The organism is Streptomyces sp. NPDC040622 (assembly GCF_055593965.1).
Genome location: NZ_JBVIXD010000004.1, coordinates 111,744 through 131,486 on the forward strand (window position 1 = coordinate 111,744; position 19,743 = coordinate 131,486).

Annotated in this window: 17 protein-coding genes, 1 pseudogene and 1 riboswitch; of the genes and pseudogenes, 4 read left to right on the top strand and 14 right to left on the bottom strand. The window is 72.5% G+C overall.

Annotated elements, in window-relative coordinates; translation table 11 throughout:
• Positions 1-3: 3 nt before the first annotated feature.
• Positions 4-1,521: a long-chain-fatty-acid--CoA ligase gene (locus ACZ592_RS12525; protein WP_471581506.1), complete on the bottom strand. Its 1,518-nt coding sequence runs from the start codon at positions 1,519-1,521 to the stop codon at positions 4-6.
• 133 nt (positions 1,522-1,654) lie between these two features.
• Entirely contained in the window at positions 1,655-2,842 is a 1,188-nt protein-coding gene (locus ACZ592_RS12530; RefSeq protein WP_471581507.1) for a thiolase family protein, read from the bottom strand.
• 536 nt (positions 2,843-3,378) lie between these two features.
• On the opposite strand from ACZ592_RS12530, the pseudogene ACZ592_RS12535 reads away from it, so the two are divergent.
• Positions 3,379-3,504: pseudogene (locus ACZ592_RS12535) on the top strand (type I glyceraldehyde-3-phosphate dehydrogenase); the annotation flags it as partial.
• A 148-nt stretch (positions 3,505-3,652) separates the two neighbouring features.
• The gene (locus tag ACZ592_RS12540; protein ID WP_471581912.1) at positions 3,653-4,009 is read left to right on the top strand and encodes a hypothetical protein; all 357 of its coding nucleotides are present in this window, start codon (positions 3,653-3,655) and stop codon (positions 4,007-4,009) included.
• Between the two features lie 11 nt (positions 4,010-4,020).
• Here the strand turns inward: ACZ592_RS12540 and ACZ592_RS12545 are convergent, their stop codons facing one another.
• The 3 genes from ACZ592_RS12545 to ACZ592_RS12555 are packed head-to-tail and all read right to left on the bottom strand — an operon-like array spanning position 4,021 to position 8,155.
• The gene (locus ACZ592_RS12545; RefSeq protein ID WP_471581508.1) at positions 4,021-5,241 is read right to left on the bottom strand and encodes an NAD(P)/FAD-dependent oxidoreductase; all 1,221 of its coding nucleotides are present in this window, start codon (positions 5,239-5,241) and stop codon (positions 4,021-4,023) included.
• Positions 5,238-6,695, bottom strand: a complete 1,458-nt coding sequence (locus ACZ592_RS12550) for an FAD-dependent oxidoreductase (protein ID WP_471581509.1) — start codon at positions 6,693-6,695, stop codon at positions 5,238-5,240. Before ACZ592_RS12550 ends, ACZ592_RS12545 begins: the two co-directional genes overlap by 4 nt.
• Positions 6,692-8,155: an FGGY family carbohydrate kinase gene (locus ACZ592_RS12555; RefSeq protein WP_471581510.1), complete on the bottom strand. Its 1,464-nt coding sequence runs from the start codon at positions 8,153-8,155 to the stop codon at positions 6,692-6,694. Before ACZ592_RS12555 ends, ACZ592_RS12550 begins: the two co-directional genes overlap by 4 nt.
• Before the next feature lie 238 nt (positions 8,156-8,393).
• On the opposite strand from ACZ592_RS12555, the gene ACZ592_RS12560 reads away from it, so the two are divergent.
• Both ACZ592_RS12560 and ACZ592_RS12565 read left to right on the top strand, forming a co-directional pair.
• Complete coding sequence (locus ACZ592_RS12560) at positions 8,394-9,386, top strand: hypothetical protein (protein WP_471581511.1); 993 nt, start codon at positions 8,394-8,396, stop codon at positions 9,384-9,386.
• Between the two features lie 70 nt (positions 9,387-9,456).
• A complete protein-coding gene (locus ACZ592_RS12565) occupies positions 9,457-10,983 on the top strand; it encodes an amino acid permease (protein ID WP_471581512.1) in 1,527 nt (508 codons plus the stop codon).
• An 18-nt stretch (positions 10,984-11,001) separates the two neighbouring features.
• Here ACZ592_RS12565 and ACZ592_RS12570 read toward each other — a convergent pair whose 3' ends face one another.
• The 9 genes from ACZ592_RS12570 to ACZ592_RS12610 form a co-directional block, all read right to left on the bottom strand.
• Complete coding sequence (locus ACZ592_RS12570; RefSeq protein WP_471581513.1) at positions 11,002-11,556, bottom strand: GNAT family N-acetyltransferase; 555 nt, start codon at positions 11,554-11,556, stop codon at positions 11,002-11,004.
• A 33-nt stretch (positions 11,557-11,589) separates the two neighbouring features.
• Complete coding sequence (locus tag ACZ592_RS12575) at positions 11,590-12,321, bottom strand: SDR family oxidoreductase (RefSeq protein WP_471581514.1); 732 nt, start codon at positions 12,319-12,321, stop codon at positions 11,590-11,592.
• A 137-nt stretch (positions 12,322-12,458) separates the two neighbouring features.
• Positions 12,459-12,797 carry a hypothetical protein gene (locus ACZ592_RS12580; RefSeq protein WP_471581515.1) on the bottom strand — a complete coding sequence of 113 codons (339 nt, stop codon included), beginning with the start codon at positions 12,795-12,797 and terminating at the stop codon, positions 12,459-12,461.
• Between the two features lie 44 nt (positions 12,798-12,841).
• Positions 12,842-12,951, bottom strand: a riboswitch (SAM riboswitch).
• A 79-nt stretch (positions 12,952-13,030) separates the two neighbouring features.
• Entirely contained in the window at positions 13,031-14,389 is a 1,359-nt protein-coding gene (locus tag ACZ592_RS12585) for a radical SAM protein (RefSeq protein WP_471581516.1), read from the bottom strand.
• A 106-nt stretch (positions 14,390-14,495) separates the two neighbouring features.
• On the bottom strand, positions 14,496-15,563 hold the full coding sequence (locus ACZ592_RS12590) for a Gfo/Idh/MocA family protein (RefSeq protein ID WP_471581517.1): 1,068 nt from the start codon (positions 15,561-15,563) through the stop codon (positions 14,496-14,498).
• A complete protein-coding gene (locus ACZ592_RS12595) occupies positions 15,560-16,576 on the bottom strand; it encodes a Gfo/Idh/MocA family protein (RefSeq protein WP_471581518.1) in 1,017 nt (338 codons plus the stop codon). Before ACZ592_RS12595 ends, ACZ592_RS12590 begins: the two co-directional genes overlap by 4 nt.
• A gap of 72 nt (positions 16,577-16,648) precedes the next feature.
• Positions 16,649-17,527: a carbohydrate ABC transporter permease gene (locus ACZ592_RS12600; protein ID WP_471581519.1), complete on the bottom strand. Its 879-nt coding sequence runs from the start codon at positions 17,525-17,527 to the stop codon at positions 16,649-16,651.
• Positions 17,520-18,467 carry a carbohydrate ABC transporter permease gene (locus ACZ592_RS12605; RefSeq protein WP_471581520.1) on the bottom strand — a complete coding sequence of 316 codons (948 nt, stop codon included), beginning with the start codon at positions 18,465-18,467 and terminating at the stop codon, positions 17,520-17,522. Before ACZ592_RS12605 ends, ACZ592_RS12600 begins: the two co-directional genes overlap by 8 nt.
• A complete protein-coding gene (locus ACZ592_RS12610; protein ID WP_471581521.1) occupies positions 18,464-19,720 on the bottom strand; it encodes an ABC transporter substrate-binding protein in 1,257 nt (418 codons plus the stop codon). The genes ACZ592_RS12605 and ACZ592_RS12610 overlap by 4 nt, the downstream gene beginning before the upstream one ends.
• Positions 19,721-19,743: the final 23 nt, after the last annotated feature.

Consider the following 19,743-nt stretch of genomic DNA (forward strand, 5'->3'; position numbering starts at 1 on the left):
TCCCTACGCGCTGTAGTGGGCGCGCAGTTCCCGCTTGAGCACCTTCATGCTCGGGCCGAGCGGGAGTTCGTCGCTGAACTCCACGAGGCGCGGGTACTTGTGGCGGCCCAGGTGCTGCTTGGACCACTCGATGATCGCATCGGCCGCCTCGGGCGTGGCGTCGGCCGCCGGGACGACGACCGCGCAGATCTCCTCGCCGTGCACGGGGCTCGGCAGGCCGATGACGGCGGCCTGGGCGATTGCCGGGTGGCGCATCAGGACCTCTTCGACCTCGCGCGGGTAGACGTTGAAGCCGCCGCGGATGATGACGTCCTTCTTGCGGTCGACGATGCTCAGGTATCCGTCGGCGTCCTTGGTGCCGAGGTCGCCGCTGCGGAACCAGCCGTCGACCAGGGCCTCGGCGGTCGCCTCGGGGCGCCCGAGGTAGCCGGAGAAGACGTTGTGGCCGCGGATGACGACCTCGCCGAGCTCGCCGGTGGGCAGCAGCTCGACGCGGTCGTCGACGTCGGCACGGGCTATCTCCACGTCGACGCCCCACACCGGGTGTCCGACGGTGCCGGGCTTCGCACCGTAGTCGGGCTGGTTGACGGAGGCGGTCGGGGAGGTCTCGGAGAGCCCGTAGCCCTCGTACACGGGGGTGCCGAAGGCCTTCTCGAAGCGTTCGAGGACGGCGACCGGCAGCGAGGCGCCGCCCGATATGCAGATCCGCAGCCGGGGAAGTTCCGCGGCCGCCTCGGCGGCGGCCACCAGGCCCACGTACATCGTGGGGACGCCGTGGAAGGTGTTGACGCCCTCGGCGACCATCAGCTCGACGGCCCGCGCCGCGTCGAAGCGGGGCAGCAGGACGAGGGTGGCGCCCGCCCGCCAGGTGGAGTTCATGGAGACGGTCTGGCCGAAGGCGTGGAAGAGCGGCAGCGCGCCGAGGGCGACGTCGTCGGGGCGGACGTCATTGGCGTCGAAGGCGTTGACCGTCGCGTTCATCACCAGGCTGAAGTGGCTGAGGACGGCGCCCTTGGGGACGCCCGTGGTGCCGCTGGTGTAGAAGATGACGGCCGGGTCGTCCGCCTCGCGCGTGGCATAGGTGGCGAGGGGCTCGGCGGCGCGGGCCAGGGTCTCCAACTCACCGTCGCCGCCCAGCTCCAGCATGCGTACGCCGGTGCCCTCGGCGGCCGCCGCGCCCGTGCGCGCCTGCGCGGGATGGCACAGGAGCAGGGTCGCGCCGCTGTCCCGCAAAACGTGCTCGACCTCCTCGGCGGCGAGCAGCAGATGGACGGGTACGACGACCGCGCCGGCGGCGAGGACGGCGTAGTAGGCCTTCGGGAACTCCGCGGTGTTGGGCGCCATCAGGGCCACCCGGTCCCCCGGCCGCACGCCGAGCTCCGTGAGGGCGGCGCCCTGTGCGCGTGCCTCGCGCCACAACTCCTTGAAGGTGAGCCTCAGTTCGCCCTCGACCAGGGCGGTGCGGTCGGGGTGGCGGCGGGCGGGCTCGGCGAGAATCGCGGCGAGGGAGAGCGTTGCCATGCGGGAGGGTGCTCCGTTTCCGTGGGGCCTGCGGTGGTTCGTACTGCTGCGTGACACGGCGGCGCGCGGCGCCCGCCCCGCCCCGGGAGGGCGGGAACACGGCGCGGACTAGCGACTGCGCGCCTGCCCGCCGTCAGCCGCGCTCGACCAGGAGCGCGCTGCCCTGCCCCACGCCCACGCACATGGTCGCGAGGCCGCGCGCCGCGCCGGTGCGGCGCATCCGGTGCAGCAGCGTGGTGAGGATGCGGGCGCCCGAGCAGCCGAGCGGGTGGCCCAGCGCGATGGCCCCGCCGGAGGCGTTGACCAGGTCCGGGTCGATGCCGAGGGCGTCGACGCAGGCGAGCGCCTGGGCGGCGAACGCCTCGTTGAACTCCGCCTCCTGAAGGTCGCCGATGCGCCAGCCGACGCGGTCGAGCACCTTGCGCGTGGCGGGTACGGGTCCGATGCCCATGACATCGGGGTGGACACCCGCCGAGCCTCCTGCGGCGTACCGGCCGAGGGATGCGAGACCGAGGTCGTTCAGGGCCTCCTCGCTGACGAGGAGCAGCCCGGCGGCGCCGTCGTTCATCGGCGACGCGTTGCCCGCGGTCACGGTGCCGTCCTTGCGGAAGACGGGCCGCAGAGCGCTGAGCTTCTCGTACGAGGTGTCCTCGCGCACGCATTCGTCGGCGTCGACGACGACGCCGTCCGGCCGGGTGACGGGGAGGATCTCGTCGTCGAAGTGGCCGTTCTTGCGCGCGGCGGCCGCGCGCTGGTGGCTGCGGAGGGCGAAGGCGTCCTGGCGCTCGCGCGAGACGCCGTGGCGCCCGGCGACCTCCTCCGCCGTCTCGCCCATGGCGAGGACGCCGTGCAGGTCCTTCATCCTCGGGTTGGTCAGGCGCCAGCCGAGCCGTGTGTCGGCGGTCTCCATACGGTGCGGCAGCGCCTCGTCGGGGCGGGGCAGTACGAAGGGGGCTCGGCTCATCGACTCGGAGCCGCCCGCGAGGACGATGTCGGCCTCACCGGCGGCGATGGTGCGCGCGGCGGTCGTGACGGCTTCGAGGCCCGAGGCGCAGAGCCGGTTCACGGTCGCGCCGGGCACGGACTCCGGGAGCCCTGCGAGGAGGGCGGCCATGCGCGCGACGTTGCGGTTGTCCTCGCCCGCCTGGTTGGCGGCGCCCCAGTAGATGTCGTCGATCCGGGCGGGGTCCAGCTGGGGCAGGTCGGCGAGGAGTCCCCGTACGACGCCCGCGGCGAGGTCGTCGGGGCGGACTGAGGAGAGGGCGCCGCGGAGCTTGCCGATGGGGGTGCGGCGGGCGGCTGCGAAGTGGACGGTGCGCACGATACGGCTCCGGATCGTTCTGCGGGGTCTCGCTGCTTCGGTCGGTGCGGGTCTCGCGGGTGTTGCGGTGTGGCCGGGCGCGGCGCCAGGGGGGCCTTGCCCGCTGCCGCGTGGCTCACGACCCCGTAAATTAGCGCTGCTAGTTTTGGAGTCTATGCGGGAGGCGGGGCCCGTGGGAAGGGGCCCCCGGAGCGTACGGGAGTGGCATCCGCCACCGGCCCCGGCCTCCCGCCCCCTTCCCCTCTGCGACTCACCCCTCCCCAGCTCCGCGAGGCGGGCCAGGGCGGGCAGCGCACCCGCGGGGGCCGTGCGCCGCGCCGGGGTCAGTCGCTCGACGAGCGGCACGAGGTGGCGCGTGCGGTGCTCGTGGCGCGAACGGCCGGCCCGTCGCCCCTCCTCGGCGAGGTGGACGAGGACCGCGCGCCCGTCGGTGGGGTCGCGGCGGCGCTCCACCAGGCCGTCGCGCTCCAGGCGGGTGATGAGCCGGGTGAGGCCGGGAGATCGTCGCCGTCAACGACCTGGGGGACGTGCCGACCATGGCGCACCTGCTGGCCCAAGACTCGACCCTCGGCCGCTTCCCCGGCGAGGTCGCCGCGGGACCGGGGACGATCCGCGTCGGGGACAGGACGATCGAGGTGCTCGCCGAGCGCGATCCGGCGGACCTGCCGTGGGGGGACCTCGGCGTGGACGTCGTCATCGAGTCGACCGGCGTCTTCACCGACGCGGCGCGCGCCCGCGCACGCGTCGAGGGAGACGCGAAGAAGGTCGTCGTCGCCGCCCCGCCCGGCCTCCAGCGGCGCCGCCAAGGCCATCGGCCTGGTTCTGCCCGAACTGGCGGTCCGGCTCGACGCGTTCGCGCTGCGCGTGCCCGTTCCCACCGGCTCGGTCACCGACCTGACCGTCACCACGCGGCGTCCCACGTCCATCGAGGAGATCAAGGAGGCGTACGCCGAGGCGCCCGCGGGACCCCTCAAGAAAACCCTGTCCTGCACCGAGGCGCCCCTCGTCAGCACCGACATCGTCACCGACCCCGCGTCCTGCGTCTTCGACGCCGGGCTGACGCGCGTCATGGGCCCACAGGTCAAGGCCGTCGGCTGGTACGACAACGAGTGGGGCTGCTCCCACCGCCTCGTCGACCTCGCCCTGCTCGCCGGAGCCTCCCTCTGAGGGCTGACGCCCTAGCCGAGGGCGACACGGACCGCGCCGCCCGTGACGTCCACCCTTCCCGTCCAGCTCCCGGTGATCCGGAAGGGCCGGTTCGGCACGGCCGGGCGGCGCGGGCCCGTGCGGTGCAGGGTCCTGCCGTCCTGCGTGATCACCAGCGTCGGACGGGCGACGAACTCGGTGGTCCGCAGCGTGAATCCCTCGGTGGGTTCCTCCAGGGTCAGCCGGTTCGGCGCGATCCAGGCGAGCGGGGCCGTGACCCGCAGCGGCACCGAAGCGGCAGGCCAGTCGCCGTCGGAGAGGTAGCGCCGCACGGCCGCGGAGGCCATCGCTCCTTCGCGCGCCACCGCACGCGCCGGTTCGGCGGCGTGCAGCACGTTGCCCACCGCGAAGACGCCGCGCTCGTCCGTGCGGAAGGCGCCGTCGACGGCGGGACCCCGCGTGCCGGGATCCAGCAACAGGCCGCCGCGCCGGGCCAGTTCGTGGTCGGGGACGAAGTCGCCGGTGAACACGACGGTGTCGCAGGGGACGTGCGCGGTCCTGCCGTCCCGGTGCCGCAGCCGGACCCCCGACAGACGCCCGCGGCCCAGGAGTTCGGCCACGGTGGCGTCCGTGAGCAGAGGCACGCCGCGCCGCAGCCGGGCGTCCAGGGCGCGGGCCCTCGGTGCCTGGTGGCGCGGGTGCTCGGTGACGAGCGCGGCGACGGCGACCCCGGCCCGCCGCAGGGTGTCAAGGGCCGCGAAGCTCACCGGTTCCGCGCCGACCACGACGGCACGCGTGCCGATCCGCTGCCGGTGGAGGTGGGCGGCCTGCTGGAGCTCGCCCGTGGTGTACACGCCGACGGGCCGGGTGCCGGGCACCAGGCGTGCGGCGCGGGGGCGTTCGCGGGCGCCCGTGGCGAGGACGACAGCGCGGGCGGTGATCCGCTCGAGGCCGCGCGGGCTCGTGGTGTCCAGGGTGAGCGGCGCCGCCCAGCCCGTCACGGTGACCCCGGTCCGCAGCACCGCACCGGCGCCCACGGCCGCGGTGACGCAGCGCTCCGCGTACTGCGGTCCCGTCACCCCGATCCGCCCGAAGCCGCCGTGCAAGCAGTGCCGCGGGACACCGCCGGCCTGCCGTTCCCGCTCCACCACCTCGACCTCGCAGGCACCCGCCCCGGCGAGCCCGGCCGCCGCGGCGAGGCCCGCGGGCCCGGCCCCGACGACCAGCACGTCGACGAAGCGTTCGCGCCTCATCCGGTCCCCCACTGCGCACCCCGTTCGTAGAGTTCCCGCACTTCGGCGCCGCAGTAGAAGCCCTGGCAGCGCCCGCCGCGGGCCCGCGTGCGGCGCCGCAGGCCGTCCAGTGAGCCGGGCGGCACCGTCGCCGCGAGGGCGTCGCGGATCTCGCCCCGCGTCACGCGCTCGCAGTGGCAGACCACGGCACCGTACGCGGGATCGGCGGCGATGAGCTCGCCGCGCCGGTAGGGGCGAGGGAAGGCCTCGCCGAGGTTCGGCATCCGCACCGGCGGCAGGTCCCGGGGCCCGGCGAGCTCCAGGCCGGTGGCGGCGAGGAGTTCGGTGACGTGTGCCGCGATGGCCAGGGACGCGGTGAGACCCGTGGAGCGGATGCCGCCGACGGTGACGTACCGCTGCTCCTTGTGGGCGGTGATCCGGTAGTCGTCGTGCTCGGTGGCGGCGCGCAGCCCCGCGTAGGCCGCGGTGACCTCCTCGTCGAGCAGTTCCGGCAGGATCCGCCGGCCCTTCTCGAGCAGGCCGGCGATGCCCTCGGCCGTCGTCCCGGTGGCCGTCTTGTCGTCCAGGTCCTCGGCGGTGGGCCCGAGCAGGACGTTCCCGTACACGGTCGGCGCCACCAGGACGCCCTTGCCGAGCGCGGTGGGGACGGGCAGCAGGATGTGCCGCACCAGGTCGCGGGCGAGCTTGTCGAAGACGAGGAGCTGGCCGCGGCGCGGGGTGACGGTGAAGTCGTCGTGGCCCAGGAGCCGGTCGACGGCATCCGCGCCCAGACCTGCGGCGTTGACGAGGTGGCGGGTGCGCAGGGTGCCGCGGTTCGTGGTGAGCAGGTGGGGGTCGGCGCCCGGATCGATGTCTTCCACGCGGCAGTCGAGGAGGAGGTCCACCCCCGCGCGCACGGCCTGGGTGGCGTACGCGAGCGTGGTGGTCCAGGGGCAGATGATGCTCTCGCCGGGTACGTCGAGCGCGCCGAGGGCGCCGGGGCCGAGGTGCGGCTCGCGGGCCCGGACCTCGGCGGGTCCTATGATGCGTGCCGCGTCGTAGCCGTTGCGCTCCGCCTTCGCCAACAGGCCGGGCAGTGCCGCGAGTTGTTCGGCGTCCCAGGCGACGAGCAGGGCGCCGACCGGCTCCACGGGGATCCCGCATCCCGCGGCGTAGGCGGCGAGCAGCCGCTGCCCCTCGCGGACCAGGCGGGCCTCCAGGGAGTCGGGGACCGCGTCGAAGCCGGTGTGCAGGATCGCCGTGTTCGCCTTCGACGTGCCCTCGCCGACGTCGTTCGCGGCCTCGACCAGGGCGATGCGCAGGCCCGGGTGGCGGGCCAGTTCGCGGGCGACGGCGGCGCCGACGACTCCCGCGCCGATGACGGTCACGTCGTACGTCACGTCCGGCGGTGTCGCCCGCCGCAGCACACGCCCTTCGCGTTCCGACGGCCGTCCGCCGTCCTTCGGCGCGCTCATGAGGGCGCGCGTTCCAGGAGTGACGTCACCGCGGCGCGGAAGCCGGCGAGGCGTTCGGCCGCCCGGTCCGCGCCGATCCTCGGTTCGTAGACGGCGGCGGGCCGCCACCGCGGTACGGCGTCGGCGACCGGAAGGGAGGGGTCGAGGCCGATGCGGGCGACGGCGGCCGCGCCCAGCGCGGTGACGTCGGGCAGCGCCGAGACCTCGACCGGCAGTTGGAGCAGGTCCGCCTGGGTCTGCATGAGCAGGGCCGAGCGGGTCAGCCCGCCGTCGACGCGCAGGCTCGTCAGCGGCTGCCCCAGGTCCGCGGCGGCCGCGGCGGCGAGTTCGGCCACCTGCGCGGCGATGCCCTCGCACAGGGCGCGCACCAGGTGTCCCGCGGTGGTGTCGAGGCCCAGCCCCGTCAGCGAGCCGCGCAGGTCGCCGCGCCACCAGGGAGCCGCGAGCCCGGCGAGCGCGGGCACGAAGGTGACACCTCCGGCGTCCGGGACGGCGGAACCCACCGGGTCGATGTCCTCGGCGCCCCCGATCACGCCGAGGCCGGTGAGCCAGCGCACGGCGGACGCGGCGGTGTAGACCTGCCCGTCGAGGCAGTAGCTGCTCCGTCCCGCGAGCCGCCAGGCCACACAGCTGACCAGGCCCGAGGTGCCGCGGCGCGGGCGCGCGCCGGTCTGCGCGAGCAGGAACGCACCGGTGCCGTAGGTGCACTTGGCGCTGCCGGGCGCGGTCACGTCCTGGGCGAGCAGGGCGGCCTGCTGGTCCACGAGGAGCCCGGTGAGGGGGATCTCGGCGCCGAACGCGGTGGTCGTGCCGACGGGGCCCGCCGCGTCCACGACGTCGGGCAGGCGTTCGTCGCCGAGTCCGTACAGGTCCAGGGCGCGCGGTGACCAGGTGACGGTGTCGAGGTCGAGGAGCTGGGTGCGGCCTGCCGTCGCGGCGTCGGTGACGTAGGCGCCGGTGAGGCGGTGGACGAGCCAGGCGTCGCTCGTCGTCACCACGCCGCGCCGGGTGCGGTGGCGTCGTATCCAAGCCATTTTGGGGGCGGCGAAGTACGGGTCGAGCGGCAGGCCCGTGAGGTTCTGCAACTCCTCCGCATGGTCGGACAGTTCCGCGCAGACGCTCTGTGCGCGCCGGTCCTGCCAGACGAGGGCGTCGGTGAGGGGTTCGCCCGTGTCCGGGTCCCAGGCCAGGACGGTCTCTCCCTGGTTGGCGAGGCCGACCGCGGCGACCGGTTCGCCGGCGTCGGCCAGCGCCCCGCGTCCCGCGTCGACGACGGAGGAGAGCAGCTCGGCCGGGTCGACCTCCACCAGGCCGCCGGGCAGGTACCGCGGGCGCACCGGCGCGGTGCCGGAACCGATCACGCCGCGTTCCGGGCAGACGACGAGGGCCTTGGTGCCCGACGTGCCCTGGTCCACGGCGAGCACGGGGCGCCGCGCCTCAGGCCGCTCATAGGTGATCACCGCGGAGAGCCTGCTACAGCGGCCCGGAAGGCGTCAAGGGACCGAAATGACAGCGACTGCGCATCAAATCACCATCCGGCGCGCCGCGTTGACGAAACAAGGTCATAAAAGATCCACGAAGTGACCTGAAACCAGAAAGGCCGGTTCTACACTGTCGCCCGAGTCACATCAACAACTTCCACCACAACCACCCCTCTTGACCGTTCCATCTCCGCCCTCTTCCCCCAACAGAGGTCTCATGCCCATGCCGTTAGGCCGCCCGGTGTACCACCCGGCAGGCCACGACGAAGCGCTGCGCGCGGTGCTCCAGGACCTCAGGACGGGCCGCTGGGTCTCCACGCGCAACCTGCTGACCGAGACACCCGACTGGGGGCTGTGGACACAGCGCACGCAGATCCTGGGGGCCGCCGTCGCCGGTTCCGACGTGGTGCACGCCTGGCGCGCCGAGGAGCCGCACAGCGCGTCGGCCGCCGTCCTGCACACCCGCGTCCTGGTGGAGCGTGCCCTGCGCGCCCACCGCACAGGACACCGCGGGACCAACGACCTGTGGCGCGACGCGGTCGCCGCGTGCGGCACCGCGTCCGCGATGTCGCCCGAGGACCCCGTGCCGTGGATCTGTCTGCTCACCCTCGCCCAGCTCGACGTGGGGCAGCGGTGGGACGAGCACCGCGTCGCGCCCCCGGAGCCGATGCTCTTCCCCGGCCCCTGGCAGCTGCTCGCGGAGGCCGACAAGCGCGATCCCGGCAATCGCGAGGCGTACCACCGGATGCTCCAGTTCGTGTACGCACGCCGGGCCAGGGGGCCGCTGACCGAGGCGTACAACTTCGTCCAGTGGGCGTCGGCCTCGGCTCCCGCGGGCTCCGCCCTGCACGTCCTGCCGCTCTACGTGCGGGTGGAGCGGTACCGCAGGGAGGCCGGCCAGGAGCAGGCCCTCGACCTGCACTGGATCTCCGAGGACGCCACGCGCTCGGCGCTGCTCGCCCTGCAGCTGTGGTTCGACCACACGGCGCCCGCCACGGCCTCGCTGGTCGACCTGAACCACCTGGCCCACGCCCTCTGGGGCGCGCACCAGTTCCACGACGCGTCACGGGTGTTCCAGTCCCTCGACCCGTTCTTCACCACCGTGCCGTGGACGTACCGCACCCACTCCCCCGGCGACGCGGATGCCGCCGCCGAGGTCTTCGTCCAGGCCCGCACCCGCTGCTTCAGCGCCTCCCGCGGCCCTGGCTGACCCCTACGGGTCCCCGTCCGACCGTCCCCCCGCTCCCCCGTTCTCCCCGTCCCCTCCGGAGGTTCCCACCGTGTCCCGCACCACCTGGTCCTCGAGCCCGGTCCCGGCACAGCGCCAGGACGAGGAAGAGCGACTCCGTGAGCTCGGCTACCAGCCCGTCCTGGCCCGCCGCATGGGCGGCTTCGGCAACTTCGCCATCAGCTTCTCCGTCATCTCCATCCTGTCCGGCTGCATGACGCTGTACGGCTTCGGGCTGAACACCGGCGGCCCGGCCGTGATGCTGTGGGGCTGGGCGGGCGTCGGCCTCTTCGTGCTCTGCGTGGGCATGGCGCTCGCCGAGGTCACCAGCGCGTACCCGACGTCGGGCGCCCTGTACTACATGGCCGACCGGCTCGGCGGGCGCCGCTGGGGCTGGTACACGGGCTGGCTCAACCTGCTGGGACTGCTCGGTGCGATAGCGGGCATCGACTACGGCGCCGCGCTGTTCACCGGCGCGTTCCTGAACCTGAAGTTCGGCTTCACGCCGACGCCCGAGAAGACCTTCCTGATCTTCCTGTGCGTCCTGCTCCTGCACGCCGTCCTGAACCTCTTCAACGTGCGTCTGGTCAGCCTGCTCAACTCGATCAGCGTCTGGTGGCACGTGGCCGGCGTCGCCGTGATCGTCGGCGTCCTCGCGATCGTGCCCGACCACCACCAGTCGCCGTCGTTCGTCTTCGGCGAGTTCGTGAACAACACGGGCTGGGACAACCCGCTCTACGTGACGGCGATCGGCCTGCTCCTCGCCCAGTACACCTTCTGCGGGTACGACGCGTCCGCGCACCTGTCGGAGGAGACCTCGAACGCCTCCGTCTCCGCGGCCCGCGGCATCGTGCGCGCCATCTGGGCCTCCTGGATCGCCGGATTCGTCCTGCTGGCGGGGCTGACCTTCGCCATCCAGAACTACGCGGGCACGGTCGGCACCGACACCGGCGTGCCGCCCGCCCAGATCATGATCGACGCGATCGGCGAGTCCGGGGCGACCGCGCTGCTGCTCATCGTGATCGTGGCGCAGCTGTTCTGCGGCAACGCCGAGACCGCGGCGGCCAGCCGCATGGTGTTCGCGTTCAGCCGCGACAACGCGCTGCCCGGCTCCGCGATCTGGCGCAAGGTCAGCTCCCGTACCCAGGTCCCGGTGCCCGCGGTGTGGCTGTCGGTCGGCCTGGCCGCGGTCATCGCCCTGCCGTCCCTGTACTCGGCGACCGCGTACACGGCGGTGACCGCCATCAACGTCATCGGCATCACCCCGGCGTACGCCATCCCGATCTACCTGCGCCTGCGCGCGGGCGACCGCTTCCAGCCCGGGCCGTGGAACCTGGGCCGCTGGAGCAAGCCCGTCGGCTGGATCGCGGTGCTCTGGGTGGCCTTCGTGACGGTGCTGTTCTGCCTGCCGCAGGTCTCGCCGGTGACGGTCGACTCGATGAACTACGCCTCGATCGCGCTCGCCGCGGTGCTGCTCCTGGCCACCGTGTGGTGGTTCGTGGCGCGCCGCTCGTACAGCACGCCGCAGGCGTACGGCTCGGACCGCGAGCAGGCGGAGGTCGCGGAGAACATCGTCTGATCCGGTCCCGGGACCGCCTCACACCGGGCGGTCGTTGAGGATCTTCTGGAAGAGCCGGTGGTCGCGCCAGGCGCCCTTGATGCACAGGTAGCCCGGCGCGACCCCGTACTCCTCGAAACCGCACTTAGCGAGCACGCGCTGCGACGCGGTGTTGTGGAGCAGGGTGCCCGCCTCGACACGGTGCAGGCCCAGGTCCCCGTCCGCCGCCCCACACACGTACCGGGCGGCGGCGGTGGCCAGACCCCGGCCCACCTGCCCGGCGTCGATCCAGTAGCCGAGGTTCCCGCTGCGGGCCGGGCCCAGCACGATGTTCGACAGGGCGGCGTGGCCGACGACCTCGTCGCCGCTCACGAGCACCCAGTGCGCCGAGCGGCCCGCACGGCCGTCCTCCAGCTGCCCGCGGACCCGGTCCCTCTGGCCCTCCTCGGTGTAGAAGGACTCGGGCCGGTCCGGCTCCCAGGGGTCGAGGTGCACGCGGTTGCGCCGGTGGGCGCGGGCGAGCGCGGGGCCGTCGCCGGGCGCGACGGGTCGGATGGCTACGTCGTGCGCGAGGGCGACCGCTCCAGTGATCATGTGCACAGCGTACGAGCGGCCGCCCGGGGCGCGTCAGCGGCCGCCCGCCACCCGCAGCACCGTGCCGGTCGCGTACGAGGCGTCGTCCGAGAGCAGCCAGGCGACGGCCGCCGCGATCTCCGACGGCTGCCCCGAGCGCCCCATGGGGATGCCCGGAGCGAGCTTCGCGGGACGCTCGGGGTCGGCGTGGAACTCGGTCCAGATGACGCCGGGGGCGACGGCGTTGACGCGGATGCCGTCCGCCGCGACCTCCTTGGCCAGGCCCACCGTCATCGTGTCGACGGCGCCCTTGGCGGCCGCGTAGTGGACGTACTCGCCGGGGGCGCCGAGGGTCGCGGCGGCGGAGGAGATGTTCACGATCGCGCCGCCGCCGGCCGACATGTCGCGCACCGCGCGCCGGGCGCAGAGCAGATACCCGAGCACGTTGACCTCCAGGGCCCGGCGCAGACCCGCGGCGTCGGCCTCCGCGAGCGGACCGACCGGGGCGCCCACGCCCGCGTTGTTGACCAGTCCGGTGACCGGGCCGAGCTCGGCCGCCGCGGTGTCGAAGAGGCGGTCGACGTCGGCCTCGTCGGCGGTGTCGGCCCGGACGGTGACGCAGCGGCGGCCTGCCGCGCGTACCGCGTCGGCGGCCTTCTCGGCGGCGGCCTCGTCCGCGTGGTAACCGATGACGACGTCGTGGCCCTCCTCGGCGAGACGGGCGCTGACAGCGGCGCCGATGCCGCGACTGCCGCCGGTGACGACGGTGACGGGGTGGTGTTGCACGGGGGACCTCCGGCTGTGGGTGGCTGACTGTCGCGCCGCCCGGACGCGGGGATCGCCCGCGTCCGGATCACGTCGTCATCCTACGAAGCGGTGATCTTCGGCGGCGGCCGGGACGAGGCGGGCCCCGGCGGATGCCGTCAGTGATCCGCCGGCTGCGGGGCCACGCAGACCAGCGTGGTGCCCACGGTGTCGCGGCTGAGCCGCAGCAGGTTCCAGCGGGGCTGCCACCGGGCCAGGCCCTTGTGCTCCCGCAGAAGGCCGCGCAGCCGCTCCGGGTCGTGCGTCCACAGGGCCGCGGGGACACCCCTGGTCGGGCCGAGCACATGAAGGGCGATGCGGCCGTCCTCCGCGACGTCGTGCGAGGACAGGAGCACGTCGACCACCGTGCCGGGGTCGCTCGCGCTGTTGCGGGCCTGGGTCCAGTGGACCTGGTGACCGGGGGTGTAGGTGTCGCAGGTGTCGTGCGAGTGCGTCATGGTGCGCCTCCGGAGTCGTGGACCCCGGTGTCGCCGACCCCGGTGATCCGCCGTTCCCCGTGCACGTCGCACGGGGCGGGTCGTCACCCGGGGCACCCGCGACGGAGCGGGGTGCCGTCCAGCGAGCCGGGGCTTGGCGCTGGAACTCGTGACCCGCCCCGACCGTAACACGGCGTCCGGGAGGCCTGCCCGGGCTTTTCCGCACCCCCGGACAGGCCTCTCACCCCACGGTTCTACGGGGTTTCCACCGGCACGACGGCGTCCTCGGGGGCGGCCTTCTCCGCGGGCAGGCTGTCCATGAAGGAGCTGACCGAGAAGACCGCGTTGCCGGGTCCCGCCGGGCCGTAACCGGGCGGCGACGAGAGGCCGTTGGCCTCCATCGTGGCGCGGTAGGCCTCCAGGAGCCGCACGTGGTACTCCAGCGGGGCGCCCTGCGGGTTCGCCTTGCCGAGCGGGGTCGTGGGCTCCGGGCACCAGGTGGTGAAGCGGGGCGTGATGCCGCGCGACATGAAGTACTGCAGGCCCTCGACGGTGGAGTCGATGGCCTCGTCGACCGTCTTGAACCCGAAGGGCTCCGCCATCTCGACGCCCGCCACGAAGTTCGGGATGACGTTGCGCGGCCCGAACACCTCGGCGGAGTCCAGGATGCGGCGGTGCCACTCGTCACGGCCGACGTAGCGCTCCTTGCCGGGGCAGTACCGCTCGAACAGGTACGGGTCCCACACCTCGTAGTTGGGGTGGTAGATCCGCACGCCGTAGTCGTGGAAGCGCTGCACGTCCGCCTTGGGCAGGGCCTGGGCGACGACCTTGCCGATCCAGCGGCCGGGGAAGCGCTCCTCGATGGCCTTGGCGTACTGGCCGTAGAAGTCGGCCTCGTCCTTGCCCTGGAGCTGTGTGGTGATGGCGCCGCCGGTGAGCGTGTACGCGGTGGACGACTTGTTGGTGTCGTACTTGTCGATGATGGCGAGGGCCTCAAGCACCTCGTCCATCGGCTTCACGCCCGTGTAGGGGCGGCCCGCCGCCTTCTGCTGGCGCCAGTTGTGGTTGATGTCGCAATACTGGCACTCCTCCTTGGCGCCGAAGTACTGGCAGACGCGGAAGACCGTCAGGTAGATCAGGTAGCCCCACTGGATGGTGGGGGCCACCTCCATCACGGACTTGCCGTTCTCCAGGGTGTGCCGGTAGTAGTCCGGCATCGGCGGCAGGCCGACGTCGGAGATCCGCACGCCGTCCAGGTAGAGGCCGAGGACGCCGTGGTCGTCGGCGGCCACGCGGTAGGGCGACGCGGGGTTCACGCGCACCGAGACGACGGTGCGGCGCAGCTCGTAGGGACCGCCGGTGAGGACGATCTCCTCCGGCGGGCGGCGCAGCGCGGCGGCCCCCAGCTCGGGGAGCGTGCCGTGGTCGAAGGAGAAGATGAAGTACGACTTCGGCTTGACGTCGCCGCCCTCGTTGTCGCTGAGGGCCGACTCGTCGAAGGCGATGCCGCCGCGCAGCAGGTCTTCCTTGATCACGGCTTCCCGCGGCACGTGCGGGAACCGCTCCATGAGTGACTCGATGAGCTGGGTACGGCTCTCGCTGCGGCTTGGCATGGGCCGGGCACCTCGGATCCTGTCGGTCGATCTGTCCCGTCCACGCTAATACGCGCCCGATCCGTTCCGGATCCGACTCCGGTCTCAGTCCTCATCCGCAGCAGGTCTAGACTCCGGGCGGGCTGCCTCCTTCGTTGACGCGGCCTCCTTCGTTGACGCCGGCCGGCACCACCGGGACCCCCGTGGCCGCGGAGGCGTACCCCGCCGCCACGAGGCGCAGCGTGCGCAGGCCGCCCTCTCCGTCGGCGACGTCCGTGCCGCCCTCCTCGGGTCCGTACAGGAAGGCGCGGAGCATCCGCTCGTCCAGGTCGACGCCGAACGGGACCTCCGTGCCGCGTCCGGCGCGTTCGCTGAAGCCGTGCACCTTCTGGTCGAAGGCGTCCATCTCCAGCGTGGCCCGTTCCCCGACGACGGTGAGCTCCAGGCCGCCCCAGGAGTGGTGGGATCGCGGGTGGGACCAGCTGCAGTCGATGGTGGCGACGGCGCCGTTGGAGTAGGTCACGCTGACCAGGCCGCTGGTCTCGGCGTCGACCTCGTCGGCGTACAGGAGGTTGTTGGTCTGCGCGTACACCTCGACGGCGCGGGCCTCGTCGAAGAGGTCGTCCAGCAGGTCGGCGATGTGGACGGTGTGGTCCATCAGGGCGCCGCCGCCGGAGAGGGCGGGTTCGGCGAACCAGCGGCGGTCCCGGGTCGGCATGCTGCCGTTGTTCGCGCCCGACACCGCGAGGACCGCTCCCGCCTCCCCCGCGTCGACGGCGGCCTTCACGGCGGCGTAGGCGGGGCTGAAGCGGACGGGGTGGGCGACGGCGAGCCGGACGCCCGCCGCGCGGCAGGCGGCGACCATGGCCTCGCCGTCCTCGACCGTCGCGGCCAGCGGTTTCTCGCACAGGACGGCGGCCACGCCGTGGGTGGCGGCCCGTTCGACGAGCGGGCGGTGGCGGGCGTTCTCCGAGCAGACGAGTACGGCGTCCGGGCCCCAGGCGAAGGCCTCCTCGTAGGTCTGCGCGTACGCGGTCCCCGTCGCCTCGGCGAGCGCCCGGCCGCGGACCTCGCCGGGCGCCGCGTGGTCGGTGTCCGGGTCGCTGCCCAGGACCTCGATGCCGGGCATGCGGGCGAGCAGCCGCAGGTAGCCGGCGGCGTGGACGTGGGCGAACGACAGGACGGCGACCTTCATCGCGCTGCCTCCTCGATCTCGACGGCTTTGCCGGTGCGGCTGGATTCCACGGCGGCCTCGGCGATCCGTACCGCCTCGACGCCGTCGCGGGTGCTCACCCGTGGTGCGGGCCCGCCGTCCTGCCAGGACGCGGCGAACTCGCGGAGTTCGGTCAGGAAGGGGCTCTCGGTCATCGGGCCGGCCGGGATGCCTTCGTTGGCCGCGCGCACGCCCTGTGCGGTGATCCGGAAGCCCGGTACGGCGGTGGAGTCGTGGTGCAGGAGACCGTCCGCTCCCGCGACCCGGAACGTCGTGCGGAACGGCTGGTCGGGCAGGCCCCACAGGCCGCTGACGTGGGTGACGGCGCCCGACGCGTGGGTGAGGACGGCGGTCGCGGTGACGACCTCGGGCGGGGTGCCCGTCGCGTGCTCGACGCCCCGGGTGCGCGCGTGCACCCGGACCACGTCGCCGGCGAGCCAGCGGGCGATGTCGAGGTCGTGCACCATCAGGTCCATGATCACGCCGCCGGACTGGGCCGGGTCGCCGAACCAGGGCGCCCACTGGGGCCTGGCCCCGCCGCGGGTGAAGCGCAGCACCGCGAGCTCGCCGAGGTCACCGCGGGCGACGGCCTTCCGCAGGGCCGCGTACGCGGGGAAGTAGCGCACCACATGGGCGGGGTGGAGCCGTACGCCCGCCGTCTCGGCGGCCGCCGCGATCTCCTCGGCGTCGCGGGCGGTCAGGGCCAGCGGCTTCTCGCAGACGACGTGGCGGCCCGCGGCGACGGCGGCGAGGACGAGGTCCTTGTGGGTGGGAGTGGGGGTGCAGACGTCGACCGCGGTCGTGTCGGCGAGGAGGGCGTCCGCGCTGTCGACGGCCCGGACGTCGTGACCGCGCTCGGCGTACTCGCAGGCGAGTTTCTCCGCGGAGCCGTCGACGGTGTGCACGCTCACCCGGGCGCCGAGCGCCAGCCAGCCGGGCAGATGGGCGCGCGCGATACCGCCGGCGCCGAGCAGGCCGATGTGAAGCGGTGGCATAGGGAACGACTGCCTTTCCGTGGGGGTTTGGTGGGGGTGGGGGGGAGCCTCGCTCGGGGGGGTGGGGACGGGTCAGCTCTTGGAGCCGGACAGGGCGACGCTCTGGACGAAGTGCCGCTGCAGGAAGACGTAGACGAGCAGCATCGGCAGACTGGCGATGAGCGAACCGGCCATCATCACCGGGTAGTTGGTCTCGAACTGCCCTTCCAGGGAGGTGAGCCCCGCGCTGATCGGCATCTTCTGCGGGTCGGTGTTGACGATCAGGGGCCACAGCAGGTCGTTCCAGGACCACATGGCGGTGATGACGGCGAGGGCGGCGAGTGCGGGCCGGATCAGCGGCAGCATGATCGACCAGAAGATGCGGAAGGGGCCCGCGCCGTCGATGCGGGCGGCCTCCTCCAGCTCCTTGGGGAGCGTGAGGAAGAACTGGCGCAGCATGAAGGTCCCGAACGCGCTGAACATGCCGGGCAGGAACAGCGCGGGCGCGGTGTTGAGCAGCCCGAGCGCCTGGATGATGTCGTACTGCGGCAGGACCAGCAGCGAACTCGGCACCATCAGGACGGAAAGGAAGAGCGCGAACAGGACGTTGCGGCCGCGGAATTGCATGCGGGCGAAGGCGTAGGCGGCGAGGGAACAGAAGACGAGCTGGCCGAGGGTGCGCCCGACGGTGTTGATCAGGCTGTTGGTGAGCATTTCCCGGAAGGGCAGCGCGGTGAACACCTCCTGGAAGCTGTCCCCATTCCACCGGTCGGGCAGGAAGGTGGGCGGGACGCGCGAGGTTTCCGCGAGGGTTTTCAGCGCTGTGAGCAGTTGCCACAGGAACGGGAAGACCATCACGAGCGCGCCGAGGGAGAGCACGGCGTGGGTGGCGACGGATCCGCCCCTGATGCGTTTCGGGGCGGCGGGGGTGCGCTGCGGCATGCCAGGGGTGCGTTTTGGGGTGTCAGGCATAGTGCACCCACCTCTTCTGGATCCGGAACTGCAGATACGTCAGGGCCGCGATGACCAGCATGAGGAGGAAGGCGAGCGCGGCGGCGGCGCCTTGTGCGTTCTCGATGAACGCCCATTTGTAGAAGAGGCCGACGACGGACTGCGTATCGCCGATCGCGGGGTTCTTCTCGGCCATCATGATGTAGATGAGGTCGAAGGTCTGCAGGGAATTGATCATGCAGATGACGGAGGCGAAGAAGAGGGTCGGGCTGAGCAGCGGGAGCGTGATGGTGAAGAACCTGCGCAGCGGCCCTGCCCCGTCCAGTTCCGCGGCTTCGTAGTAGTCCTGCGGAATTCCCTTGATGCCCGCCATGAAGATGACGAGGTAGTAGCCGGTGGTCGACCAGACCATCACCGTACCGATCGCGTAGACCGCGCTGGACGGGTCGGAGACCCAGTAGTGGCGGTCGATACCGAACCAGGTCAGGACTTCGTTGACGAGGCCGAAGTCGCCGTTGTAGAGCCAGTTCCAGACGAGGCCGACGGCCACCGGCAACGTCACGAACGGGACGAAGTACAGGGCCCGGTACACGGCGACACCGCGCAGGCCGCGACGGTTGAGGAGGGACGCGACGACGATCGCGACCGGCAGTGCGGTCAGCCCTATGACGCTGTATATCAGCGTGTTGCCGAGCGCCTGCCAGACGGTGACGTCCTTGATGACGCGGACGTAATTGTCGGCGCCGATGAACGTGTGGCCGCCGAACGCGCCGAATTCCGTGAAGCTGTAGTAGAGGGTCTGCAGCAGCGGCCAGAAGTAGAAGACGGCGAAGCCGAGGCCGAGTGGCGCGATGAACCAGTAGGCGGCCCGCTGGTTGCGGGGCCCCGGCCGCGTGCCGGAAGCGGACGCGCGGCTGCGCCCTGCCGACTTGGCGGCCGCCGTGGCGGGAAAGACGCTCATGAGTCGCGTTCCTCCTTCAGGGCCCGGTCCATCTGCTCGCCCAGCGTGCGGGCGGCGCTCTCGATGCCGCCCTTTCCGCTGAACGCGGCGCCGAGCAGCGGGTATTGGAGGTTCTCCCAGACGGCGGTGTTCTTGGAGCTCGGATAGGGAACCGCGTACTTCTGCATCTCGATGAAGTGCTTGAGGTCGAATTCGGGCATCGACTTGAGCCAGGCGTCCTGCGTTCCCGCGTACGAGGAGATGGTGACGCCCGCCGCGGCCTGTATCTCGGCGGCCTCCCGGCCCGCCATGAAGTGCACGAACTTCCAGGCGGCCGCCTTCTTGTCGCTCTTGGCGGAGATGACGTTCGCCAGGCCGTGGATGACGGTGGCCCTGCGGCGCCCCTTGGGCAGGACCGCGATGCCGCCGTGGTCCTTGAGCGCGGGCACCGCGTACATCTGCCCGGCCATCGCGGAGAGGTCGTAGTTCATGGCGACCTTCTCCGACCAGTAGCGCACCCGCCCGACGGACTCGATCATGGCGCTCTGCGGGGGTGACCAGCCCCGGTCGATCATGTCGGTGAGGAAGCGCAGCCCCTCGATGGACCGGTCGTCGCCGAAGCCCGAGCGGCCGTCCCGCAGGATGTATCCATCGGCGCCGCACACGGACGGGTAGATCTTGATCTGCCGGTCCATCTCGGCGGCGAAGCCGTGCACGCGCCGGTGGGGGTCGGTGAGTTCGGCCGCCGCGTCACGGACGTCGTCCCAGGTCCAGGTCTCGTCCGGGTAGGCGATGCCCGCCTTGTCGAACAGCTGCTTGTTGTACCAGAGGCCGATGGTGTCGAAGTCCTTGGGCAGGCCGTACTGCGTGCCGCGGTGGGAGTAGAGCTTCATCAGGGCCGGCGGGTGGCGGTCGACGGGGGTGGCGTCGGCCTTGATGTGCCCGGAGAGGGGTTCGAGGACGCCATTGGCCGCGTACAGCTGGAAGTTGACGGCGTTCATCCAGAAGACGTCGGGCGCCGTGCCGCCGCGCATCGAGGTCTTGAGGGTCGTCCAGTAGCTGGCCCAGGGCGTCAGCTGGATCCGCACGGAGATGCGTGGGTTCCGCTGCTCGAACGCGGCGATGATCTTCTCCATGCCCGGCGTCTGCGCCGGATCCCACATCCCGTACGAGAGCGTGGTCCTGCCACCGCCTCCGGTGCCGTCGCCCCCGCCGGAGCAGGCGGCGAGCAAGGGGGCCGCCACCGCCCCGCCGAGCAGAGTCCTTCTGCGCATCTGCGCCTTCGCCTCCCAGGAAG